We start from the raw sequence: 23,274 nt of genomic DNA, 5'->3' as shown, positions 1-23,274 counted from the left end.
CGATGCGTACGGCTCTGGCGCGGTTCGCCCGGAACCGCCTCGCGCTCGCGGGCGCGGTGGTGCTCCTCGGGCTGGTCGTCCTCGTGGCGCTTACGCCGCTCCTCTATCCGGGCGATCCGTTCGGGCTCGTCGGCCCCGCCCTCCAGCCGCCGGGCGGCCGGTTTCTGCTCGGGACCGACACGCTGGGCCGGGACGTGGCCGCCGAGATCGCGTACGGCGCCCGCACCTCCCTGATCATCGGCCTCAGCGCGACCGGGGCGGCGATCCTGCTCGGGACCCTGATCGGCGGGCTCGCCGGCTATTACCGGGGCGGCGTCGAAGTCGCGCTGATGCGGCTTACGGAGTTCTTCCAGACGATCCCCGCCTTCGTGCTGGCGATCCTGATCGTGGCGATCCTGTCGCCGTCGCTCTTCAGCGAGGTCGTGGCCATCGTGGCCGTCTCCTGGCCCGGCATCGCCCGCCTGGTCCGGGGCGAGTTCGTGGCGCTCGGCGGCCGGGAGTTCGTGCTGGCCTGCGACGGCCTGGGGGCGGGCGACGCCCGCATCGTCTTCCGCCACATGCTGCCGAACTGCACCGCGGCGATCATCGCGGTCGGCACGCTCCTGATCGGCACGGCGATCCTGATCGAGGCGGGGCTCGCCTTCCTGGGCCTCGGCGATCCGAACGTGATGAGCTGGGGCCTGATCATCAGCTCGGGCCGCGCGGTCCTCCGGTCGGCGTGGTGGATCTGTACCTTCCCCGGGCTGGCGATCCTGCTGACCGTCCTCGCCATCAACCTCGTCGGGGATGGCCTGAACGAGGTCCTGAACCCGAGGCTCCGAGAGCGATGAGCGACGCCGTCCTCGAGATCGAGACGCTCACGATCACGCTGCCGCCCGGCGCGGACCGGCCCAATGCCGTCACCGATCTGGATCTCGTCCTGCGGCCCGGTGCGGTCACCTGCCTGATCGGCGAGAGCGGATCGGGCAAGTCGATGGTGGCCCGCGCGATCCTCGGGCTGCTCCCGGGACCGCGCGTGCGCGTCAGGGGTGGCCGCATCCTGTTCGAGGGCGCGGATCTCGCCGCGATCACCCCGCGTCAGATGCGCAAAGTCCGGGGCGCGCGCATCGCGATGATCTTCCAGGAGCCCATGACGGCCCTGAACCCGCTCCACACGATCGGGCGGCAGATCGACGAGGTCCTGCGCATCCACACGCCGCTCGGGCGCGCGGACCGCCGGGCGCGCATCCTCGCGCTGCTCGAAAGCGTCCACCTCCCGGACCCGGCCCGGCTGCTGCGCTCCTACCCGCACCAGCTCTCGGGCGGCCAGCGGCAACGGGCGATGATCGCCATGGCGCTGGCGTTGAACCCGCGGCTGCTCATCGCCGACGAGCCGACCACGGCGCTCGACGTCACCACGCAGGCGCAGATCCTCTCCCTGATCCGCGACCTGCAGCGCGAGCACGGCACGAGCGTCCTGTTCATCACGCACGATTTCGGCGTCGTGGCCGACATCGCCGACACGGTCGCGGTGCTGCAGAAGGGCGTCCTGGTCGAGCAGGGGCCCGCGGCCTCGGTCCTCGGCGCCCCGCAGCATCCCTACACGCGCGCCCTCATCGCCGCCGTGCCGAAGCTCGTGCCGCCGCCGCGGCGCGCCGCCAGCACCGCCCCCCTGGTGGTGGAGGCCAGGGGGGTCGAGAAGACCTACGGCGCCCGCGGCCTGTTCGGGGGCCGCGTCACCCGGGCCCTCGACGGCGTGGACGTCCTGCTGCGGCGGGGCGAGACCCTGGGCCTCGTCGGCGAGAGCGGCTCCGGCAAGAGCACGCTGGCGCGGGCACTCACCCGCCTGATGCCCGTCGACGGCGGGGAGATCCTGCTTGCCGGGCACAGCGTCGCCGAACTGAGCCGCCGCCAGATGCGTCCGCACCGTCGGCGCGTGCAGATGGTGTTCCAGGATCCCTACGGCTCCCTCGATCCGCGCCAGCGCGTGGTCGACATCGTCGCCGAGGGGCCGATCATCCACGGCACCGAGCCGGGAATCGCGCGGGTCCAGGCATGCGAGATGCTGGCGCTGGTCGGCCTCGACCCCGCGGCGGCGCAGCGCTACCCGCACGAGTTCAGCGGCGGCCAGCGCCAGCGGATCGGCATCGCCCGGGCGCTCGCCATGAAGCCCGAGATCCTGGTGGCCGACGAGCCGGTCTCGGCCCTGGACGTCTCCGTCCAGGCGCAGGTCCTGGCGCTGCTCGCCGACATCAAGGCGCGGCTCCATCTCAGCATGCTGTTCGTGACCCACGACCTCCGGGTCGCGCTGCAGGTCTGCGACCGGATCGCCGTGATGCGGTCCGGTCAGGTGGTCGAGGTCGCGCCGACGTCCGAGATCTTCTTCGCGCCGAAACACCCCTACACGAAGGCGCTGTTCGCCGCGGTGCCCGGCGCCCAATGGCAGGACCCGATCCCCGCATGACGACCGCGCAGCCCCTCTCGACGGACCCGTTCCTGCCCGGGCCGCGCGTCCGCGTCGCCGGATCCGCGACGGGGCCGCTCGCCGGCCTCACCTTCGCCGTCAAGGATCTGATCGACGTCGCGGACAGCCCCACGGCGGGCGGCAACCCGGACTGGCCGCGGGTCTACCCGACGCCGACCCGCCATGCCGGCGTGGTGCAGACGCTGCTCGATGCGGGCGCCTCGGCCGTCGGCAAGACGGTGACCGACGAGGTCTCGCTGGGAATCCTCGGCGAGAACGCCCACGACGGCACGCCGCTCAATCCGGCGGCGCCGGACCGGGTGCCCGGCGGCTCGTCCAGCGGCTCGGCCTCCGCGGTGGCTGCGGGCGCCTGCGACTTCGCCCTGGGCACCGATACCGGCGGCTCCGTGCGCGTGCCGGCGAGCTTCTGCGGGCTCTACGGCATCCGGCCGACGCACGGCCGCATCGACTTTTCCGGGATCTGCGTCCAGGCGCCGAGTTCGGACACCTGCGGCTGGTTCGCCCGGGACGCGGCGACCTTCGCGCGGGTCGGCGAGGTCCTGTTCGGCCAAGGCATGCCGGACCGTCTGCCCCACACGCTGCTCGTGGCCGCCGACGCGCTCGGCTTCGCGGACGCCGCCGTGCAGGAGGCGCTGGCCCCGCAGATCGAGCGTCTGGCCGCCCTCATCGGCAATCGCCGCGACGTGACGCTCGCGCCGCAGGGCCTGTCCGTGTGGCAGCGGGCGCAGCGCGTCCTGCAGAGCAGCGAGGCGTGGCAGACCTTCGAGCCCTGGCTCGATGCCTGCAACCCCCGCATGGCCTTCTCGGTGGCCCGCTCGCTGATCCAGGGCTCGATGATGACCGATGCCGAGCGCAGCGCCGCGAGTTTGATGCGGATCGAGGCAAGGGCCCGCCTCGCGCGGCTCCTTCCCCCCGGCACGATCCTGTGCCTCCCGACCACACCGTTCCCGGCGCCGCTGCGCGGGCTGCCGCTCGGCGCGCTGCATCCGCTGCGCGAGCGGATCGCCTGCCTGACGAGCCACGGCGGCCTCACCGGCGTCCCGCAGGTCAATCTGCCGGGCGCCCACGTCGATGGCGCGCCGGTCGGCCTGTCGATCCTCGGGGCGCGCGGGACCGACCTCGATCTGATCCGCCTGGCGGTCGCCCTGGAGGGTTGAATGGACGTGACGGTGAACCGCCCGGAGATCGTGGCCGAGATCGCGGCTTTGTTCGAGCGCTACGAGCAGGCGCTCATCGAGAAGGATGTCGCCGTCCTCGACGCGACCTTCTGGGACAGTCCGCACACGATCCGCTACGCGCTGGCCGAGAACTGCTACGGATTCGCCGAAATCCACGCTGCCCGCGTGGCGGCCGATCCGCCGCCGGGCGGCATTAAGGAGGCACGGATCCGGCTGGAGATCCTGACGCTCGGGAGCGACTTCGCCACCGTCAATCTGGAGTTCAAGCCGCGCGGCAAGGCCGGCATCGGGCGTCAGAGCCAGACCTGGATGCGCTTGCCCGGTCTCGGATGGAAGGTGGTGTCCGCCCACGTGTCCATCCTGCCGATCGGGACGTGACGCAGGATCGCCGGGCGCGGAGGACCGGACACATCTGGGTTCGGTCAGCCGCTCGGCGCGTCTCTGCCGCCAGCCAGTCGATGGTCGTGTGAGCAGCACGCAGGCGTCCGCCTCTGGACGATTGCGCCGACGAGCTGAACGGCTGAGATGTGTTGGCAGAAGGCCGTCCGCTTTTGCGGCAAGTCCCAAACCGAAGCAGACCAGCCGCTTACGGCCCGACTTCGTTACACTTGATCGCCCTCGCGCGCAAAAACGGCCATTCGGCCTTGCGCCCAATCCGGCCGTTTATGCGCGTTCAGCACTGGCCGCGAAGCGGACATCAACCGTGCATTCGATTGCAGAAGCACAAGAAGGCTGGCATGCACCGCGCCATCGTCAAATGCTGTGAATGGGCCGGCCACAGTTGGCGACCTTCAATTAAATGTTGCGGGATCGCGAGACAAACATTCGTTGGCGTCTGGTCAATTTGTCCTCCAAGAAATTAACGCGTGAAAAATACAAGTCTCTGGGGAAAATGATCAAAATCGGTCGATGCGCCGGGGGTAAGAATTAATTACACCCAACGCTACCGCAGAGCGAATTAGTTGGATTGATCGACGGGGATGTGCTCGCAGATCCGCGCAGTATGTTAAGGGCACTTTTGGCTTCTTCATTATCAGGCTTTAGACGAAGGACCTCTTCGTAATCTCGAACAGCTGCCTGCGTGTTCCCAAGTGTGATGTTCGCTTTCGCCCTGTTGATGAGCGTATTCGAGAAAGCTGGCCGCATCGCCAGCGCACGGTTGAAGTCGGCGATCGCCGCGGTCGGGTTCTGCAGGCCGGCATAGGCGACCCCGCGATTGTGGAAGGCGTAGGGGTACTGATCGTCCGCCCGAATGGCGCTGTTGCAATCCGTCAGGGCGTCGGCAAACGCACCCCTGTCGATGTTCGCCCAGCAGCGCCCATCGAGTGCGATCGCGCGCTGCCGTGGTGTCCGGGCTTCGGCCAGGAGGCGGCTGCATCCGCCGATGCGCATCTCCGGGCTCCCGGACCGACACTCCTGAGTGGCATCAGCCAGAGCGGAGGAGCTTGCGAGCACCATCGCCGCCATCAGGCCGGCGTGCACACAAACGGTGAGGGTGCGTAATGGTGCGCGCATGATCGATCAGTCCTGCTTCCGGCTTCTCGGGCGGCTCATCGCTCTCAGCCGCAGCGATTGTTGAAGACGTCGCGGCCGGGCAGCTGCATCGAGTTCATCATGCGGAGCAGTTCGGCCCGGTACAGATCGCTGAACTCGGCCGGGAAACGCCCCCCGATATTCGTGATCGTGCTGCGGTCGTCGCGCCGGATCGTCGCGAAGTCGTAGAAGCTTCTGTCGTCGAAGCTGCCTTGGGCAACGGCCGTCCCGCGGCCTTCGAGCACGAACCCGGCGCGAACCGGCGAGGTGTTGACCTCCTGCGCGCGGCTGATCTGGCTCCTTCGCGGCCGGATCTGCTCCGTGATGAACTGTTGCGCGCTCCCGCAACGCTCGTTCGGGCTGACCTGCACGTACATGGTCACCTGCTGGCCATGCTGGCGCGAGTGCCAGATCGTCGTGTAGGTCTGCTTCTGCGGATCGTACTGGTCGTTGGCCATCGGCGAGATCTCGAGCAGGTTGGTCGAGTAGTTCAGCGTCCAGCCGGAGGCGCTTCCGACCGTGGTGCGCTGCTGCAGCTCACGCTGGCGCCGCTCCTCCTCCAGGCGGCGCTGCTCAACCTGCTCCCGCTGACGTCGGGCGTCCGCCCATTGCCGATCCATCTCCTCCTGCCGTCGCCGCCTGTCCTCCTCCTGACGCCGAGCCTCGTCCGCCTGCTGGCGGCGGGCTTCGTCCTGGCGATCCCGCGTGCGGGCGCACTCGACCGCGAAGGTATCGACAAGGGCGCGGAAGCGCCCAGCCGGGTAGGACGCGCTGTAGCTCGCGGTGGCTGTGGGATCGTCGCAGGAGGCAACGGCCCGCTGATAGGCCCGCTGCTCCCGCCCCGCCTGGAGCCGGTCCTCGAAGGGACGGGCATAGGGATAGGTCCCCGTCATCGCCTCGCAGCCGCGGATCGCGGCATCGAGATTCATCCCGCGCAGCGCGGCCGGCTCGGCATTCGGGTCGATCTTGTTGCACTCCGTCCGCAGGCCCGCGAAGAACCCCTGCGGGATGAAGGCGAACGACGTGGTGAGCGCGCCGCTCGCCCGGGGCTCCAGATCGCTGCCGGCGAGGCCCCGCTTCAGCGTTTCGTGCGACTGCAGAAAGGTCTCGCCTTCCTGCGCCATCGCGGCGAGCATGGGATCGCGCAGCGAGGCGCGGCCCGCGAGCGGCGCGCCCGAGGCAGTGCGGCGGCCGGCGCGTTCGCCGCCGATGACACTCGCCCCGGAACTCCCCGCCGCGGCATCGAAGTCGCAACGCCCGCCCGCCGCGGATTGACACTCGTCAATCACAACGACGAGTTCGCGGGTTCGGCGTCGGGCGATGCGGCGCAGCACGTCGCTCAGCCGCACGCCCTCGCTGTCGAGCAGGCCCGGGCGCTGTCCGGCGTCGGCCGGGGTGTCCTGCGGCAGGAGATAGACGTCGTCGGCGCCGCCGATGGTCGGCCCGAGGGCGAAGACCGCCACCTGGGCGTCCTCCGGTAGGCGGCCGACGGCCTCGCGCAGTCCGCGATCCAGCTGCGGACGGTCGGCCGGCCCGACCGTCCACACCTCGAAGCCGATGTCGCGCAGGCGCTTGCGATAGGCCTCCTCGTCGGCGTTGGCCGTCGCCGCCCGACCGCCGGACGCTGCGGCTTGCGGCACGATCAGCAGCGCGATCCGCTGCCCGGTGACGGCGCTGCTGCGCGCGGCGGCGGCCTGGACCGTGAGGCCGGGCGAGGCCGCGTGCCCGCCGGTAGCGGTGGCGACACCGAGCGCGGTCGCGGCGGCCAGGCGCCTCCAGCGGCGGCCGGTTCGGGCGGGCGGGGCCATGTCGGGGATCCTCGGCATCGGCAGGGGTGAAACGCGCGGTCGGACGAACATCGTGGGGTGCGTTGGGGCCATCAGGGACGACAGATCGCCCGGAGGCGGTCGCTGGCGGCGTTGCCCTCGCACAGCGCCCGGAGCGCCTCGGTGTGGCGGGGGGAGCGGTTGCGCCACAGGGCGTAGTAGTAGGCGGCCCGCACGATGTCGGGCCGCGCCGCCTCGCGGTACGCCGCGTCGGCGTTGCCGGGGTCGTAGAAGCGCGCGAGCTGCCAGGCCGCGTCCGCGCTCGTGACCGGATCGGCCTCCTCGAAGGCGCGGAAGGCCGCGCTCCCCTGCCGGGAGGCGAGCGCCGTCTCGCCGAGCGCCAGGAAAGCGCCGGCCGGCGCGCGCTCGTCGACGAGGCGGGCGTAGCGCTGCCGCAGCTCGGCGGCCGTCAGGCTGGAATCCGGCTCGGGAGGCGCGGGCGGCGGGCCCGGCTCCTGGGAGGGTGCCTCACGGCGGGCCATGATCTCGGGCAGCCGGTCGCGGTACAGGTAGGCGCCGCCCGCGGCCAGCGCGAGGAGCATCAGCGCGACCAGCGGCCAGAGCAGCCGGCTCTTGCGCGCGGGCGGCTCGGGCACCGGCGGGACCGCGGGCGCGGCGTCCTGCGGCGGGGCCGGCTCCGGCTCCGGGAAAGGCACGGCCTCGGTGACCGGGACGGCCGGACTGCCGGTCCCGGCCCGGGTCAGCGTCGGAGCCGGTGCTGGAAGGCCGGCGAGGATGCCCCCTCCGGACGGCGCGGGCGGTATGAACGGCCACGCGATTACGCCGAAAGAGGTGCCGTCCTGCGCGACGATCTCGATCGGGACCAGCTCCTCGATGCGGTCGACGACGTTGGGGCCGAAGCGCGCGACGGCCCGCCCGTCCCGCTCGGTCACCGCGAGCGGCGCGAGCCACGCGACCTCCGGCTGCCAGCCCTCCGCCCCGAGATGCCGCGGCTCGGTATCCTGGCGGCGGAACGAGAGCAGCGGCGACGCCAGCGGGCGACCGAGATCGATGAAGGCGTAGCCGCCGGACTCGTCCTCGTCCTCGGTGATGCGGATCGTCATGGCGAAGGCTTCTTGGTCAAAGCGGGTGGAGCGGGCGAGGCGGTCAGGCGGCGCGCGCCTGGAGACCGGCGAGGATCGCGCCGATCCGGGCGTTCTGAGCGAGGTCGACCGTGACGCCGGACGCGCTCTTGGCGTTGTCCTCGACGACCCGGTAGAAGCCGTGGAACCAGTCGGTGGCGTAGGTATGGGCGAAGGTCGCGGGGGCCTGCCCGATGCTGCGGGCATCGTAGCTGACCGGCCGGTGGGCGAAGGCGACCCGATCCCCCGCCTCGTCCTGGATCGCGGGGCGCTCGCCGGCCGGCGGGACGAGGGTGAACCCGAGGCTGCCGGTCAGCCGGTTGAGGCGGGTCGCGGCGATCAGCGCGAGCTTGACCGTCGACTGCTCGGAGCGCTCGACGGTCGCCAAATCCCGCAGGTCGGACGCGATGCCACCCTCGATGTCGGCCCGGCGGGCCAGGACGATCAGCTCGCTGACCACGATCTCCAGGGCGGTCAGCGGGACGGCGAAGCGGCGCGCGAAGTCCTCGGCCTCGATCGTGCGGCGCAAGGCCCCGATCCAGGCGGCGACCACGGCCCGCGCCATCGCGCGCTCCCGGTCGTTGCCCGGGCTCGACGGCTCGGCCCGGAGCGCCGGCGCCGCGCCCGGCCGCGGGATCGCCCCGGGGCGAGCGATGCGCGGCGCTGCGACGGGGAGCGCAGCCTCGGTGGTCGCGCCCTCGGCCCCGTGCAGAGCGTGCGCGAGCGCCGCGGGGTCCACCATGAGCGCCCGCAGGAGCGAGCCGAACTGGCCGGCCGCCACGACCCCATCGAGCGCGTCGAAGACCTGGCCGGCCGCCTCGCGCCGCTCGGCCAACCGCGTCTCGATGTCGAGGGCGACGTGGAAGCGGGCGAGCCGCTCCCGCATCTCGGCGCGCAGGGCCTCCAGCCGGGAGGCGATCTGCTGCGCCTTGAGGGCCGGTCGGCAGACCCGCGACAGGTTCTCGACGAGGTAGCTCACGCCGCCGTCGTTGAGGCGGAGGGCCTCATCGAAGGCGCGGCCCGGATCCGCGAAATGCGCGGTTGCCTCCGGCAGGGCGGCGAAGCCGGCGCGCAGCTCGGCGATCCGCTCCTGCTTTTCGGGCAGGAACGCCACCTCGCGCCGCCCGTCGTAGCGGATGACCGATTCCGCCGGGTAGTTCGGGTTCCGGAACCAGTAGGTGTTGCGGAACGGCGCGCCCGGAATCCATTGCCGCGGCCACGTGTGCGCCTTCCCGAAGAATCCGAGCAGCGAGGCCTCGATCCGGTTGCGGAAGCGCAGGCCCGCATCCTGGCCGACGTCGCCGGCCTTGTCGACGAAGTGGCTGTCGAACCACGTGAGCACGAGGAACAGCAGGTTCGGCAGCTGCGCCCGCGCCTCCGGGCTCGATCCGTGCGTGAGCGTGATCCAGCGCTCCACGAGGTCGGGCAGCGTCACGACCTCCTGGTTGGAGGGGCGGACGCACAGCATCATCGCTGTCAGCTCCTGCTCGGCGACGTAGCGGTCGAACAGGTAGGCGACCTTGCCGCGCAGGAAGGTCTCCTTCAGCGCGTCCGGGTGCGCGGTCAGGAAGTGGGTCAGATCGACCTTCTGCCGGCTGCGGGCGCCAGGGAAGTCGAGCAGGTCCGCCTCCTGGAGGAAAGCCCGGGGCGTGTCGGCGATCTCGATGCGCAGCTCCGCGGTGATCGCAGCCACCGTGGCGCGGGCGAGCGTGACGGCCCTGCCGCCGGCCGCGTGCACCGTCAGGTTGTCGTCCGAACGCGCTGCTCCGAGACCCGCCAGGGTCGCCACATCGAGGATGCTGCCCTCGCGCGGTACCAAAGCGGCGAGCGGCGCGAAGATCTCCTCCGGATGGTCGAGGCGCTCCAGCGCCTCCGCGAGCTGGCGGTAGAGGGCCGTGAAGGCCGCGTGGCCGCCCCAGAGCGGCGCGAACAGGCGGGCGCGCCCGTCGAGGTCGAGGCTCCCGGCCAAGCTGCGGGCCTCGTCCCAGTAGCGGGCGAGATCGTCGAGAGGCCGCGTGCCGCGGGCCTGGTCGCGCACGTAATCCTGCAGGTCGTCGATCGCGACGTCGCCGAAGCGCGACATACCGGGGCGGGCTTGCGCCTTCAGGCTCGCCAGCAGCGCGGCGATGGCCTCGGGACCCGGCGGCGTGTCCTTGGTGGCGTCGCCATCGTGCAAGAAGGTGTTGCACAGGACCTTGACGAGATCGACCTCGCTGAGGACCCTCAGGCGGACCGGCGCACCGGGCGGCGTTTGCCCGGCCGGGGCCCCTGCACCGGCCGTGAAGCGGGTGACCAGCCCCGTCGCCTCCTTCTCGCCGATCGGGTTGATCTCGGCCAGGAAGTCCACCGGCTCGTGCCCGTCGAAGCGCGCCCGCAGGGCACCGTCCTCCGGACGCGCCAGGACCTCGACCAGATAGGATTTGCCCGCCTGGCTCGGCCCGAACACGCCCGCGCACATCGGCCGTGCCGCTGCGCGGGCCAGCCGCTCGGCCCGGTTGGCCGCCTTCCGGACGTAGCGGATGAGATCCGCGCGCTCCCGTCCGACCGCGCCGGCATTGGCCTCGTCGCCGAGCCACTGCTCGGCGTCCTCGGCCAGCCGACCCGTATTCCTGCAATCCTGCGCCAGATGTTCGGTCGACATGTTTGATCTCAATCCAGGGCAAGGATGCCGGTGTCGAGCCAGTATCCCTGCTCCGAGGCCAGGGTATCGAGCACGAGCTCGATCTTGCGTCTGACGTCGAGACCGTCCGCGTCGTAGGCGTCGGTGATCTCGAATTCTTCCTTCATCGACTCGGAGCGCAGCAGGGCATCCGGCCCCTCATCGTCGGGCCGGCCGTCGCCGCTGCGCTCCAGGGTGATCTCCAGGGGCAGCCGCAGCTGCGTCGCCTCCTGGCCGGCGCGCATCCGCAATCGGTAGAGCGGTGTCGCGATCCAGCGCTCCACCGGCAATTGCCGGTACCCCAGGCGCATCGGCGCGTAGTACCGGAGCTTCGCGCTCATCGCGGGTCCCTGGCGCCGGGCCGAGGCCGGGGCGTCGAGATCGACCTCGCGGAAGACCAGGCCGGCGTCGCGGAGCTGGCCGCTCAGCTCCAGCTCGCCGATGTAGCGGGCCGTGGAGCGCAGCGCGAGGCGGCGGGTGAACAGGGTGAAGTTGGTGAGCTGGCCCTCCGCGAGCGCGCAGAGCATGCCGCCTACCGCCGTGGTGGTCTTGGGATCGCCGATGCGGCGGTTGTCCCGCTCTCGGAACGGGTACCATGTGCCGGCCTGATACTGGTGGAGCGGCACGATCCGGTCCGGCGAGACCGCGAGCTTGTCGACGAGGCAGTCGACGAACGCCTGGAGCCGGGAGGGGCGGCCCGAGAGCAGGACCACGTCGACGTCGAGGGCGTGCACGGCCTCGCACAGGTTGTCGAGGACGAGGTCGAGCGTCGCGACCACGCAGGCGCCGACCACGTCGGCTCGGCTCTCGAAGACGCAGTCGGTCAGGGCGAAATCCGCCGCGCCGCCGGCGCGGGCCGGGATCTCGAGGAAGTCGAGCAGGCGCTGCTGCGGCAGGGCGCGGCGAAGATTCCGGCCGCCGCGTTCGGGGAAGAACTCTGCGAACGGGCGGGCGGTGATCTCCGCGCCCGCCTCGACGTCGCCGAGGATGCGCAGGCCGATCGGCTCCAGCACCCGCGACACGAATTGCCGCCGCAGGTGCTTCTCCTGCTCGGCCATGTTGGCACGGTCGCCGCCGAAGCGCTCCAGCAACAGGGCGTGCGGGTCCGGATGCCCGGCCGAGCGCAGGGCCGCCTCGATCGTGGTCAGGACGAGGCGCTCGATCACCCGCTTGAGGATGTCGTCGCCGGCGATCCGGAACCCCTCGCGGAAGTTCTGCACCGGCTTGATCGCCCGGTTACCCTCCGCATAGTAGGTCGTGATCATCAGGTCGGTGGTGCCGCCGCCGACATCAATGCTGGCGATCCGCACCGACGGCTCCGGGCGTATCTCCGGGCCGGGCGTGGTGTCGGGCTCCGCGAAGGGCCGGGGGCGGCCGACGAGGCGCAGGAAGCCGTCCACCGCGCCGCCGAGCTTCTGGGTGATCTCCCCGTACAGGTAGACGAACTGGACGCAGCTCGCCTCGTCCCAGGCGACGTGGACCTCGGGCTGGGTCAGGCCCGGGGGCGGATTGTCGGCCCAGCCCATGAGCTGCCAGATGAGCTTCACCGCGCCCTCGGCGCGGGACCGGAGCAGGCGCTGTTCCTGGACCGGCATGGCGGGCGGCAGGGTCAGGATGATCCGGCGCAGCTTGCGCGGGGCGTCCTTCGTGCGCCGGCGCTCGCGCACCCCGGCATTGTTGATGGTCGATAGGGCGTGGCAGACCACCTCGGCGACCATGAAGGTGAAGTAGGACGAGCGCGAGAAGGTCAGGCGCGAGGCGCCGACGCGGTCGTCCGGCTGGACCTTGATCCCGTAGCGCTTCCTGTCGGCGTCGAGCTGCGCGATGACGTCGCCGCGGCTGTTGACGAATTGCCGGATGGTGCGGTCGATCAGGGGACTTGTCCCGTCGGCGCCGTAGTCGCGGTCGGGGAAGCGCCATTCCTGGTTCACCGGGCGGACGTCGCACAGATAGCGCTTCGGGCTCGACAGGCCGCCCACCGCCTCGGTGCCCTGGGCAAGCTCGCGGAACCGGCCGGCCTCGGGCCCGACCCGGACGGGGCTTGGCCAGAAGAACGCCCGCGGGCGCGCCGACAGGCGCGAGAGGTGATCGCGGCCGAACCGGGCGTGCGACAGCTCGACATGGCTTTCGAACGGCTCGGTGTAGACCTGCTCGGGCTCGGAAAGGTCGCGCAGCTGCAGCACGAACGAGTTGTTGAGATCGACCCGGTCCTCGTTGGGGTGGGACTCGATCAGGATTCCGCAGGTGCGGCTGTTGCCGATATCGAGGATCAGGTCGACCGTGACCGGCCGGATCGCCGGCTGCGCCGTCACCGTATCGGTCAGCCGCAGGGTCCGGGGCCGGACCGCCATCTGCAGGTATTCGAGGAAGACGAGATACCGGGCATAATGCTCCAGCGCATTCGGGAAGTCGGTATCGCGCAGGGGGCGATCGGGCCGCTGCGCCGCCTTGAACTCGCGGAACTGCTCCATCAGCCACGCGGGGACCCATTCCTGGAAGCCCGCCAGCCGGCGAGTCTCCTCGTCCTCCCCGGCCGCGCCCAGGAACCAGCCGATGTCGCGGAAGCGATGGGCGAAGCGGAACTCGTGCTCGTTGGCGGCATCCTCCAGGCAGGGCGCCGTGTAGGGCCGGTTCGGGCGCCGCTCAAGCAGCTCGGTGTCGAAGGCGAAGATCACCCGGTGGCTGATCGGGCTGTCCGGCGCCCGGTCGGCGACCTCGACGATTCGCACGCGTGCCCAGTTGGTCGGCCCGAGGTCGAGTTCCTCGCCGCCCTCGACGCCGGCCTTGACCCGCAGCATCGGCACCGGGGTCCACTTCTCCAGGAAGACCTCGAGGGCGCCGCGCTCGCCGACCGCGTATTCCCGATCGTCGCCTTGCGCGGTCTCGACCGCGTCGGCGCCCGGGTCGTCCTCGTTCCAGGTCGGGAGCAGGCGGTAGGTCCGGCGTCCGTCGGCTCCGGGCGAGCCTGAGACAGCGCGCTCGACGAAGCGGCGGGACAGGCGGCCGACCGTGTCGATGTGGAAGGCGTATTCCACGAACTGGACGCCGCTGTGCGGGACCAGCCGGATCGTGGGGCCGAAGGGGACGGGGTCGACGAACATCGCGGGTGGCGGGTCTCGTGTGACGCGGGACGGCGGGTCAGGGAGCAACTCTGGGCGTCGGGTCGGTCAGGGCACAGCAGCGTTCCCGGTCGGGGCCTGGGGCCCGCTCTGCGGCGTTGCCGGAATCGGCAGGTCGAAGGACAGCACGGCCTGCGCGACCCTCTCCGCCGAGATCCGGCCGGTGCGCTGCTCGACGACCTCGCCGTGACGCGACAGGATGATCTGGAACGGGATCTCCGGCCTCGCCTCACCGTGACGGGCAAAAAGCCCGACCTCGACGCCGTAGCGGCCCTCTGGGGCGGGGGCATCGTCCCAGATCACGTGCTCCACCGGCCGGCTGGCGCTGCTCCCGCCCTTCTCGTTCTGGTCGGCCACGAGGCGGGCGCCGCAGGAGGCCCGGTGGTCGAAGCTGATGCGCGTGCGGTCCGGACAGACGACCTGGAGGTCGAGATCGGACGCGCCCTCCCACGCGAGCGTCAGTTCGAGACCCTGCCCGCGCTCGATGCCGGTGAGACGCCGCGCGAGGTCGGGCGGGATCACCTGCGGGGCCTCGAGTGCGGCCCGCCGCGGCGGCACCGGGCAGCTCGCGTCGCAGGTGAGCGCCCGGCGCGTGAGGGCGAGTTCGGCGGCCCGCACGGCGCCATCCGTGGTCCGGATCGCCGCGAGGATCGCGCTGCCGTCGGGATCGAGGGCCACCGACGGTGCTGGGCAGTGATCGGGCAGCGCCGCGCGCATCCAGGCGGGCCAGTCGCCGCTGCCGACGGCGCAGGCGCGGAGGAGCCGATCCGCCAAGACGCCGCAGAGCAGCACGAAGACGAGCCAGAGGATCGGCGCGAGCCCTGGCCGCCGCGTGGGCGCGAGCCGGACGCCGGGCCGCGGCGCGGGCGCTCCGGCCGTGCCGGAAGGCGGCGCCGGCGGCGGCGCCCAGGGGCTGGCCGGCGCTTCCACCGCCGCGGCGCTCGCCGTGATCGCGGCGCCCCGCGCGACGGCCGGGCCGTCCGAGCCGGCGCGCCGGTAGCCCCAGGCCACCAGGACCGGCTGGCCGTCGACCGACCACAGGTGGTCGGCGTCCGGGACAACGAGCGCGTCCCGCAGCAGACGGGCAAGGTCACGCGAGGCCTCGCCCTCGCGCTCCAGGCCATCCGCGAAGGCGGTGATCTCGGCGACCAGACGGGCCGCGGTCTCGCGCAGGGTCGTGGCGGCGACGGGATCGAGCGCGGTCACGGGCCGCGCGTCACCGTCGACCGCGGCGAACCACGCGAAGCCTGGACGTCCAGTGCCGGCGACCGCGACGGGGACCGGTTCGGCGAACAGGTGTGCATGCGCCGGACTCAGACGGCGCGCTAACAGGTCGACGAGCTGCTCGTATTGCTGCGCGAGCTTCGGATTGACCGGGTCGAGGCCGAGGCGCGGCGTCTCGGTGAGCTTTGTGGTCGCTGGCATGATGACGGCCCCTCAGCGTGCCGGCGGGCGGGCGTCGCGCCCCGGCCGAGGGGCGGTTCGCGCGTCCGGCCGCGGAGCCGTCTGACCCGCCGGTGCGGCTGGCGCCTGGGCCGGCGTCGTTGCGGCAGCCTCGGCCGGCTCCGCCGCGGCAGCCACTGAAGGGCGGGGCGTCGCCTGGAGATCACACGGGCGGTCATCGAGAGCCGAGGTCACGCCGGCGCCTGCCAGAAACGCCGCGAGACCGTCGGCGCCAAGGGCGTAGCGCGCGGTGACCGGCATCCGGTCATCGGTGCGGCCGAAGGCGTTCACGCCGACGACGCGGCCGCAATAGTCGACGAGCGGGCCGCCGCTATTGCCCGGTGCGATCTCAGCACCGTGCAGCACGAGTGTCACTGCGGCCTCTTCGTAGCGCTGCAGATGATTGACCACGCCGGTCTGAACCACCGGGACCAAGTCGCGGCTCGCGGCAGCGTCTCCGTCCCGGAGCCGCGCGAAGGTCGGGTCGGTGCCGAGATAGAGGCCCGGGAACCCGGCCGCGACCACCGGCGTCAGCGGCCGGCCCGGCTTCGCGAGGGCGAGGGGCCGCCCCCCGAAGCGCGGCGGGACCCGCAGCAGGGCGAAGTCGGTCAGGGTACCCGGAGCGCCGACCTGCACCAGGGTCGCCGGGACGACGCCGGCGTGCCGCCCGGCGATCATCAACGTTGCGGCGCCCTCGACGACGTGGCGATTGGTGACGACGAGATCGTCCGCGATGAAAAACCCCGAGCCGGTCGCGTCGCCGGCCAGGACCAGGACCGTGCTGCGCTCCAGCCGGTCGATGAGCCCGTCGGTAGCCGGCGTGCCGGGTCGAACGGATTCTGCCGGCGACGTTGACGGCTCGACGGCGGCGCGGGCCGCGGGCGGGGCGGCCGGATCCGCGGGCAGGCGCACATTCGCAGGGCTCTGCGGAACCAGGCCCGGAAGTTCCGTCCGGAGACGGGGGCAGGCGAAGCCTTCCGCCGCGGCGAGGGCATCGCGCCGGCGGCGAAGGCCGTCGAGCCAGGCCGTCTGGAAGGCCCTGGACTCGGCCGAGACCACCCGGGGCAGCGGTGGGAAGACCAGCACGCCCGGCACGTAGGAGAGCGCGACCAGGGCCGCCGCCGTCCCGGCGGCGACGACCGGCGCGATGCTGCCGCGCCAGGCCGGCCGCGCAGCGATCCCGTGCCGTGGTCCGGGCGACAGATCCTGGCTGGTTGAAGCCGTCGGCTTGAAGCGTGCGGCCCAGTCCTCACGGCTGATCGGCGGATAGGGCAGTTGTTCGGGTGCGACCGCGCCGAGCGTTGATGCGTGATGGCGCACGCGTCCGCGCTCGTCCGCGGCCAATCCCTGAGGAAGCAATCCCCAGTCGACGAGGAGCGGGACGTCCCCGACCGTCAGCACGGCGGAAGGTCCCGCGAGGTTGAGGCACGCCGCCGTGAACGCCCCCGCCTCGCGGTCCCGCAGCACCGGCTCCAGCGCCGCCAGCGCGGCCCCGAGGCGGTGCCTGAGGCGGGCTGCACTGTCTGGATCGAGGTCGGCGAGCGGCCGGATCGCGCCCTCGAGATTCGTGTACCAGTCAACGCGTGCCGCGGCCGCCCCGTTGCTGCGCGAGATGACCGGTTCGGCGAAGAGTTCGGCAGCGGCGTCGCCGCCGTGCTGGCGCAGGAGCCGCCGCAGCCGGTCATACGCCTCGATGACCGGCCGGTCATCGAGGCGCACCGCATCGAGTCCGGTCAGCGTCCGGCTGGCGACGAAGCGCGTGGCGCCGGTCATGACCGCACCGCCCACGCTGCCTGCGGCCGCCGGCTAATCACAGCGCACGCCCGTGCCGGAGCCGTCGAGTTCAAGCCGCACGAGCGCGTCCCGCGCCTTCGTGGTGCCGCGCTCGGCGGCCTTCACGTACCAGGCTCTGGCCGCCGCCGCGTCCGGAGAGCCACCGATCCCGTTGTCGAGGGCGACCGCGTAGCAGTACATCCCTTCCGGAATGCCTGTCTCGGCCGCATCGCGGAACCAAGCGCGCGCCTTGGCATCACTTTTCTCGAATCGGCGCCCCTGTTGATAGAGGATGCCGATATTGACCTTGGCTGCACCGCTGCCCAGTTCGGCCGCGCGCCGATAGGCCTCGAAGGCATCGTGGTTTGCGCCCTGCCGGTCGTAGGCGCGTCCGAGCTGGAAGTGGAGGCGACGCAGGCGCGGGGCCTCAGCGATTGCTGCCCGGCACGCCGCGACGGCCGCGCTGGCGCGCAGATCCCGGAAGTTGACGGTCCGCTGTGCGTCGGGGGCGTCTGGATCCCACGGAGCGCTCGCCAGATGGTCGCAGGACTGGATAACCCCCACACCCATATCGCCGTCGCGTGCAGATGACGCGCCGCAGGACATCGCAGCGCTCAGCACGGAGGACACAAGATTTGTCGTGAATAATAGCTTGCTTCTGCTAGATCTGCTCAAGGCTAGCACTAGAGTGTCTCTCGACCACGATTGCTGCTTCTACCTAAGCGCTTGCGGGTTAACGCATATACAATCTCAAGTGGTTAAAGCGGTCGCGCAGCTGCCTGTACACGGCGACTCAGAGTGTTTGCCGCACGCTATGGCGAGGAAGCCACACACGTCCCGGGGCTTCCCATCGTGGTACGACGCCGCCGAAACCTGCAGCGGCCGCAAGTCGATCCGGCTGCGGCCGTGCCGGCCTCAATGACAGGTGATCTGGACCGTGAAATCGCGAGCCTTCTCGGCGATCGCGGCTCCGTCCATTGGGTCAGTCATGCGCACGTTTATCGGCGCCTCGACGCCGTTCGCCTCGAGGAAGTTGAGGGCGATCGTCGACTTGATTGCGAAGTTGACGTTCTGCGGCACATCGCCTGAGGCGAACGCGACCTGCTTCGATTGCACCACCCCGATCACGTTGCCGAACTGATCGAGGGCGGGGCCGCCGCTATTGCCCTGCTGGACCGGGGCCGAGATCTGAATCTTGCGGGTGTCGTCGCCTGAACCCGCCGTCGCCGTCACGCTGCCGATGGTAAAATTGCCGGTCGAAGCCAAGACATTGCTCTGGGGATAGCCGTAGACATAGACGTTCTCGCCGAGCCGCGCGCGAATCGAGAGCGGCGGCACCGCCTTCTGCGGGAAATCGGTGGTCAGCACCGCGAGGTCATTGGCGGCGTCCCGGGCTACGAGACGGGCCCGCAGGGCGGTATGGCCGGGCTGCTGCACAGAGATATCCGAGCACGCCTCGACCACATGGTTGTTGGTCAGCAGATGCCCGCGTTCCGACACGTAGAAGCCGGTTCCGGTGCTGGTCATGCCGGCTTCGCGCTTGCGCGGGCTATCGGGCGCGGGCTCCGCCTTTGCGGCCGCCGTCGTCACGTCCTTCTGACAGCCGATGACGGCGTCGAAGGCCTCCGTGGATCCGACGAGGGACAGGACGGCGATCTGACGTCCCTGGAAGATCACGTTGATGCTGCCGGACGCGGACAGGTCGGCCACGAAGCGTTCCTTCAGCCCCGACTGGTACAGCCCGTGCGCGTCCCCGCGCTCGAACCCTGTGAATGTCCCCTGCCACTTCTGGCGGCCCGCTATCATCCGGAGCTCGTACTGCCCGCCGACCTCCAGCGAGCGCCACTTGGCGTTGGTGAGGGCCAAGTACGACGCGCCACGGGCGCCGTTGAAGCCGAACCACAGCGTGGTCCCGTCGCCGTAGCTCGCCGCCGCCAGGCAGCCGCCGAGGCTCTCGCTGTAGCCGATGGACCAGCCCGCGACTTTCCCGAAGCTCTTGTCGACCGTCAGCTTCGGTGGTGCGGGCGAGGCCGCGGCGGGGTGAGCCACGCCGCCGACGACCGCCAGAACAGCGAAGGCAACCTTCATGCGAGACATGCGCGTCGATCCGGCGTGCGTCCTGGAAGTGGCTCTCAGCGCGTCTGGTTGATCGAGGTCGTGGCATTGCCCCGCGGCGAGGCGAAGGGATCTGCGGACGCGTTCACGACCTGCGCCCCCGTCGGGCCGGCGGCGGGCTGCATGGGCTGACGGTTCGCACGGACTACCTTCCGCCGGGGAGCTGGCACGCGCCGCACTTCATGGATGACACGGACGGTACGGCGCGGCGGGGCATAAACGACGACGGGTCGCTCACGCGCCGCCTGCGCGGCAATCGAGCCGGCGATGACGCCGCCGAGGACGCCTCCAGCCAAGCCGCCGAATACGGCGCCCGCGCTTTGCGCGTGGGAGGGCGCTGGAGCCAGACCCAGTGCGATGATCGCACCAGCCGCGCCGGCCGACAACAAGAAACGCCCTCGCATCAACTCACCCTCTACAGACCAGGCTCAGAAGTGGCCGCGTCCTGATCTAAGCTTAGCCATATTCAGGGCGCTGTGAAGGGGGATCGATCGCATTTTGCATATTTTAGGTTGCCTGGCCCTGAAAAAGGGCAACGGAAAGTTACGTAGACGGGGCGAGCAACCGGGAAGGAGATTCCACGGGCTGTCAACCTTTGTATATTTAAAAATTGCCCCGAATCGGAGCGGCCTTGATACTATAAAATAACTCTGGATATTGAGTTTTGTTAAATCCAAATATAATATTTGTCTGGCGACGTTTTTGTCGGATTCTAGGCAACGACGACGCGATCGAACTTTGAATCGCGCAATTATTTTATGATTGTCGGGTTTTATTTATTTTCGATTTCGATCGATGTAAAAACTACAATAGATCAGCTTATGATAATTATCTATGCTTACATTATTAAATAAATTTGAAATATAAGCGAAATGACATATACAGATTTACTGCATTGAATGAAATCAAGGTGCCGCTCAGCGCATCAGTCGGTTGGCGACGGGCCCGTCTGCCTTTACAGCAGATCTATCTCAAAGCACACCTTCCACTTGCGGCCAGTCTCCGTCGTACTTGACCGCCATCGCGCGCAAAACCGGTCGTTCGCCCTTGCGCCTATCCCGGCCATTCAACGGGCTGTGACGGCACCCTCTAAACGGACGCTCCCAACTCGAATCGAGCGTCGCATAAGGTCGGTTTACGGAGCGCTGGGGCTTACATGGCAGCAGCGAGCTGACGGTGACGAAGGGGCTGGCGATGCCGCGCAACGTCATCGTGCGCAAGCGACCAGGACGTGAACGACCGTCTGGCTCGAAGACAGCCGTTCTTCGCCGATGTCGCACCGAGACGGGGTGATGCTCTACGAGGCGGAGGTGTTCCCGCTAGGTGTTTGATCCCGCGATGTGGTGGTACGGTTGACCACCATGCGGTGAGGGATGGGCTATGGGCCAAATTCTCCACGGCAGCGCCCGCACGACGGAGGCGATCCGTCGCGCAATACAGCTACGTCAAGAGAGTGTGAGAGCGGCGGCCAAGCGCTACGGCGTCAGCCCGACGACGATCCAGAAATGGCGCGGACGGCAGTCGACGGCCGATGCCGCCATGGGGCCGAAAGAAGCTCGGTCGACGGTCCTGACACTGGAGGACGAGGCGACCATCGTCGCCTTCCGCTGGCATACCCTGTTGCCGCTGGACGACTGCCTCTACGGCCTGCAGCCCACGATTCCGCACCTGACCCGCTCGTCGCTGCACCGTTGCCTTGAGGGGCACGGCATCAGCCGCCTGCCCGAGATGGAGGGCGACAAGCCCAAGAAGAAGCGCTTTGCCGATTACCCCATCGGCTACGTCCACATCGACATCGCCGAGGTCAGGACGGAGGAAGCCAAGCTCTACCTGTTTGTGGCTATCGACCGAACCTCGAAGTTGGCTTTCGCCAAGCTGGAGACGGAGGCCAACCGCGACACCGCTTCAGACTTCCTCCGCGCGCTGGTCGCGTTCGTGCCGTACAAGATCCACACGGTGCTGACCAACAACGGGGTGCAATTCTGCCATGCCCCGCGCAACCGCTCAGGCCCGACTGCCCTCTACAGCCGGCACATGTTCGACCGCGTCTGCCATGAGCACGACATCGCGCATTGCCTGACCAAACCCAACCATCCCTGGACCACTGATGTAATCGACAAGAGCTTTCTTCGTAGATCTGCGCTATTTTCGGCTGGCGCACGGGCGACCGCGTGGCGAAGAGCAGGGCGTGAGGTGGGAGCCCTGCCGCGCAGCCTCTATCGGCGCACCTCAGTTGCGGCGCCCGTGCGCACCTTCTTGGGCCCTTGCGGATTCCAGCCCGTCACGAAGCGGGCGTAGACCGTCTCAGCCTGTTCGACCCAGCGCCGCTCCCCATCGCGGTGGCTCTTGCTGTTGTAGGCGTGAGCTGCCCCCTTCTGACCGCGAGCCGCCTTGTAGCCGGCCCTCAGCTCAAGATCGCGAAGCTTCTTCGCGTGAAGCGAGGGGCGGGCCCAGACGTAGCTCTCGCTCTTGGTCAAAAGATGCCAGATCACGACCGCGAGCTTGCGGGCGGTTGCGACAGCGGCAACGTGCTGGCCGCGTCGCGCCCTGACCCGCAGGAAAAAGGCTCGGAGTGGGCCTGGAGCGCGGGCTGCGGCCCAGGCGGCCTCGACCAACATGCCGCGGGCGTGACCGCGACCCTGCTTGGTGATCCGGCCGTGGTGCGCGGGTCCCGGTCCTGATTGCCGCACGCTCGGGTTCAGACCGAGGTAGCTGACAAGCTTTTGCGGCTCGTCGAAGCGGGTCACCTCGCCGATGGCCGCTGTCAACGCAAGCGCCACCACCATGTCGATGCCGGGGACCGTCATCAGTCGCTTGACGCTTTCGTCAGTGAGGGCCGAACGGGCGAGATCGCGCTCGATGACCTTCAGGTCCTCGCCAAGCCTGTCAAACTCGCGCAGGTGCCGCTCGATCGCGAGCCGTTCGTCCTCTGGCACGACCTGTTCGACGAGCCAGGCCCGGCCCTTGGCCCCGCAGAGGTCGGCGTGGGGACAGGATGGGATCAGGTGGCTGTGCAGGATCGACTGGATGATGTTTTTTAGCCGGGATCGCTGCCGGACGATCTGGTTGCGGCGGGTAACCTGCCGGCGCAGCGCCTGGGTCGGCTCGTCTGGAACCCACACCTCCGGCAGGAACCCGCTCGCGTAGAGCTGCGCCAGCACGCCGGCGTCGATCGTGTCGGTCTTGATCTTGGCATGCGCGATCATCCGCACCTGCATCGGGTTGGCGATCACCACCTTCTTCACGTGCGGCGCGAGAACCGCCACAACGGCCGAGGCATTGCCAGTGGCCTCAACGACCACGACGTCATCCGCCGAAAGTTGCTCAGCGAAGGCGGTCAGAAGATCGCGACGCATGTCGACGCGACCCAGCCGCCTCAGCTTGCCATCATCCCACGCTACCGCTTCCGCGAAGGCGCGGTGAATATCCAGTCCGATAATCCGCATGCCCACTCCCCATGATGGTTCGTCGACAAAAACGGGAGCTGGCGGGCAACACGACACCTACTGATCCGCGCTCGCAGCGCATCCGGGAAAGTCGCAAGGGGCGGCCATGTAACGAGTTCGGGCTCTCAGCCCACTGTCTATCGACGGCCTGCCCGCACCTTCGTGCTCCCGGTGCCCCGCGTCCCAGATGGGCTCACCATAATGCCGTTCTCCGGGGAGAACAGCGGAACGAGAAGGCACCGCACAGGTACATACCGGATAACGGTCAAGTCGAGCGGATGAACCGCACCATCAAGGACGCTACGGTCAAGCGCTACCACTACGACACGCACGAACAGCTCCGGGCGCACCTGCAGCTGTTCGTCGACGCCTACAACCATGCCCCTCGGCTGAAGACCCTGCGTGGCCTCACGCCCTACGAGCATGTCCTTCAGGTCTGGACCAAACAGCCCAAACGCTTCAAGCTCGATCCGTCACACCACATTCCGGGACCATACAGTCCTGCGCGCGCCGGCCTACCGGCGTGACGTAGTCAGTTTGTAAGCGTTACGTCTGGTTCGGAAAAGGCTCGCCATAAAGGCGGACGATCTCTCCCGACGCAACCCAGTCATTCCGTTGAAGAAGCAAGCATCCTGA

The 23,274-nt window shown here is 69.5% G+C and carries 14 protein-coding genes and 2 pseudogenes; 6 read left to right on the top strand and 10 right to left on the bottom strand.

The window, feature by feature from the left end; translation table 11 throughout:
- The first annotated feature begins 2 nt into the window (after positions 1 to 2).
- Genes MCBMB27_RS26555 through hpxZ form a run of 4 tightly spaced genes read left to right on the top strand, consistent with a single transcriptional unit; the run spans position 3 to position 4,020 of the window.
- Positions 3 to 830, top strand: coding sequence for an ABC transporter permease (locus MCBMB27_RS26555; protein ID WP_075381690.1), 828 nt, complete (start codon positions 3 to 5; stop codon positions 828 to 830).
- The gene (locus MCBMB27_RS26550) at positions 827 to 2,443 is read left to right on the top strand and encodes an ABC transporter ATP-binding protein (RefSeq protein ID WP_075381689.1); all 1,617 of its coding nucleotides are present in this window, start codon (positions 827 to 829) and stop codon (positions 2,441 to 2,443) included. The genes MCBMB27_RS26555 and MCBMB27_RS26550 overlap by 4 nt, the downstream gene beginning before the upstream one ends.
- On the top strand, positions 2,440 to 3,621 hold the full coding sequence (locus tag MCBMB27_RS26545) for an amidase (RefSeq protein WP_075381688.1): 1,182 nt from the start codon (positions 2,440 to 2,442) through the stop codon (positions 3,619 to 3,621). Before MCBMB27_RS26550 ends, MCBMB27_RS26545 begins: the two co-directional genes overlap by 4 nt.
- Positions 3,622 to 4,020 (top strand): oxalurate catabolism protein HpxZ, encoded by a 399-nt coding sequence (hpxZ, locus tag MCBMB27_RS26540; RefSeq protein WP_170861870.1) that lies wholly within the window; start codon positions 3,622 to 3,624, stop codon positions 4,018 to 4,020.
- Positions 4,021 to 4,569: 549 nt separating this feature from the next.
- Here the strand turns inward: hpxZ and MCBMB27_RS26535 are convergent.
- From MCBMB27_RS26535 to MCBMB27_RS26495, 9 genes are all read right to left on the bottom strand, one after another.
- A complete protein-coding gene (locus MCBMB27_RS26535; protein ID WP_236952843.1) occupies positions 4,570 to 5,034 on the bottom strand; it encodes a tetratricopeptide repeat protein in 465 nt (154 codons plus the stop codon).
- Positions 5,035 to 5,201: 167 nt separating this feature from the next.
- On the bottom strand, positions 5,202 to 6,983 hold the full coding sequence (locus MCBMB27_RS26530; protein ID WP_236952842.1) for a hypothetical protein: 1,782 nt from the start codon (positions 6,981 to 6,983) through the stop codon (positions 5,202 to 5,204).
- A 71-nt stretch (positions 6,984 to 7,054) separates the two neighbouring features.
- Entirely contained in the window at positions 7,055 to 8,065 is a 1,011-nt protein-coding gene (locus MCBMB27_RS26525) for a hypothetical protein (RefSeq protein ID WP_075381685.1), read from the bottom strand.
- Positions 8,066 to 8,108: 43 nt separating this feature from the next.
- Positions 8,109 to 10,724, bottom strand: a complete 2,616-nt coding sequence (locus MCBMB27_RS26520) for a virulence factor SrfC family protein (RefSeq protein WP_075381684.1) — start codon at positions 10,722 to 10,724, stop codon at positions 8,109 to 8,111.
- Between the two features lie 8 nt (positions 10,725 to 10,732).
- Positions 10,733 to 13,843 carry a virulence factor SrfB gene (locus MCBMB27_RS26515; protein ID WP_075381683.1) on the bottom strand — a complete coding sequence of 1,037 codons (3,111 nt, stop codon included), beginning with the start codon at positions 13,841 to 13,843 and terminating at the stop codon, positions 10,733 to 10,735.
- A gap of 66 nt (positions 13,844 to 13,909) precedes the next feature.
- Positions 13,910 to 15,286 (bottom strand): hypothetical protein, encoded by a 1,377-nt coding sequence (locus MCBMB27_RS26510; RefSeq protein ID WP_075381682.1) that lies wholly within the window; start codon positions 15,284 to 15,286, stop codon positions 13,910 to 13,912.
- A 12-nt stretch (positions 15,287 to 15,298) separates the two neighbouring features.
- Complete coding sequence (locus tag MCBMB27_RS26505) at positions 15,299 to 17,077, bottom strand: trypsin-like peptidase domain-containing protein (protein WP_075382132.1); 1,779 nt, start codon at positions 17,075 to 17,077, stop codon at positions 15,299 to 15,301.
- 33 nt (positions 17,078 to 17,110) lie between these two features.
- Positions 17,111 to 17,707, bottom strand: coding sequence for a tetratricopeptide repeat protein (locus tag MCBMB27_RS26500; RefSeq protein ID WP_236952841.1), 597 nt, complete (start codon positions 17,705 to 17,707; stop codon positions 17,111 to 17,113).
- 285 nt (positions 17,708 to 17,992) lie between these two features.
- Positions 17,993 to 19,174: a S1C family serine protease gene (locus MCBMB27_RS26495; RefSeq protein ID WP_043755352.1), complete on the bottom strand. Its 1,182-nt coding sequence runs from the start codon at positions 19,172 to 19,174 to the stop codon at positions 17,993 to 17,995.
- 1,398 nt (positions 19,175 to 20,572) lie between these two features.
- On the opposite strand from MCBMB27_RS26495, the pseudogene MCBMB27_RS26490 reads away from it, so the two are divergent.
- Positions 20,573 to 21,313: pseudogene (locus MCBMB27_RS26490) on the top strand (DDE-type integrase/transposase/recombinase); the annotation flags it as partial.
- A gap of 95 nt (positions 21,314 to 21,408) precedes the next feature.
- Here MCBMB27_RS26490 and MCBMB27_RS26485 read toward each other — a convergent pair.
- Positions 21,409 to 22,623: an IS110 family RNA-guided transposase gene (locus MCBMB27_RS26485; protein ID WP_418287736.1), complete on the bottom strand. Its 1,215-nt coding sequence runs from the start codon at positions 22,621 to 22,623 to the stop codon at positions 21,409 to 21,411.
- 272 nt (positions 22,624 to 22,895) lie between these two features.
- Here MCBMB27_RS26485 and MCBMB27_RS26480 point away from each other — a divergent pair.
- Positions 22,896 to 23,165: pseudogene (locus MCBMB27_RS26480) on the top strand (integrase core domain-containing protein); the annotation flags it as partial.
- Between the last annotated feature and the right edge of the window lie 109 nt (positions 23,166 to 23,274).

Origin of the sequence: Methylobacterium phyllosphaerae (assembly GCF_001936175.1) — a bacterium.
In the GTDB taxonomy this organism is placed as follows: Bacteria; Pseudomonadota; Alphaproteobacteria; order Rhizobiales; family Beijerinckiaceae; genus Methylobacterium; species Methylobacterium fujisawaense.
The sequence above is the reverse complement of the archived record's forward strand: the minus strand, read 5'-3'. Positions and strand labels throughout refer to the sequence as shown.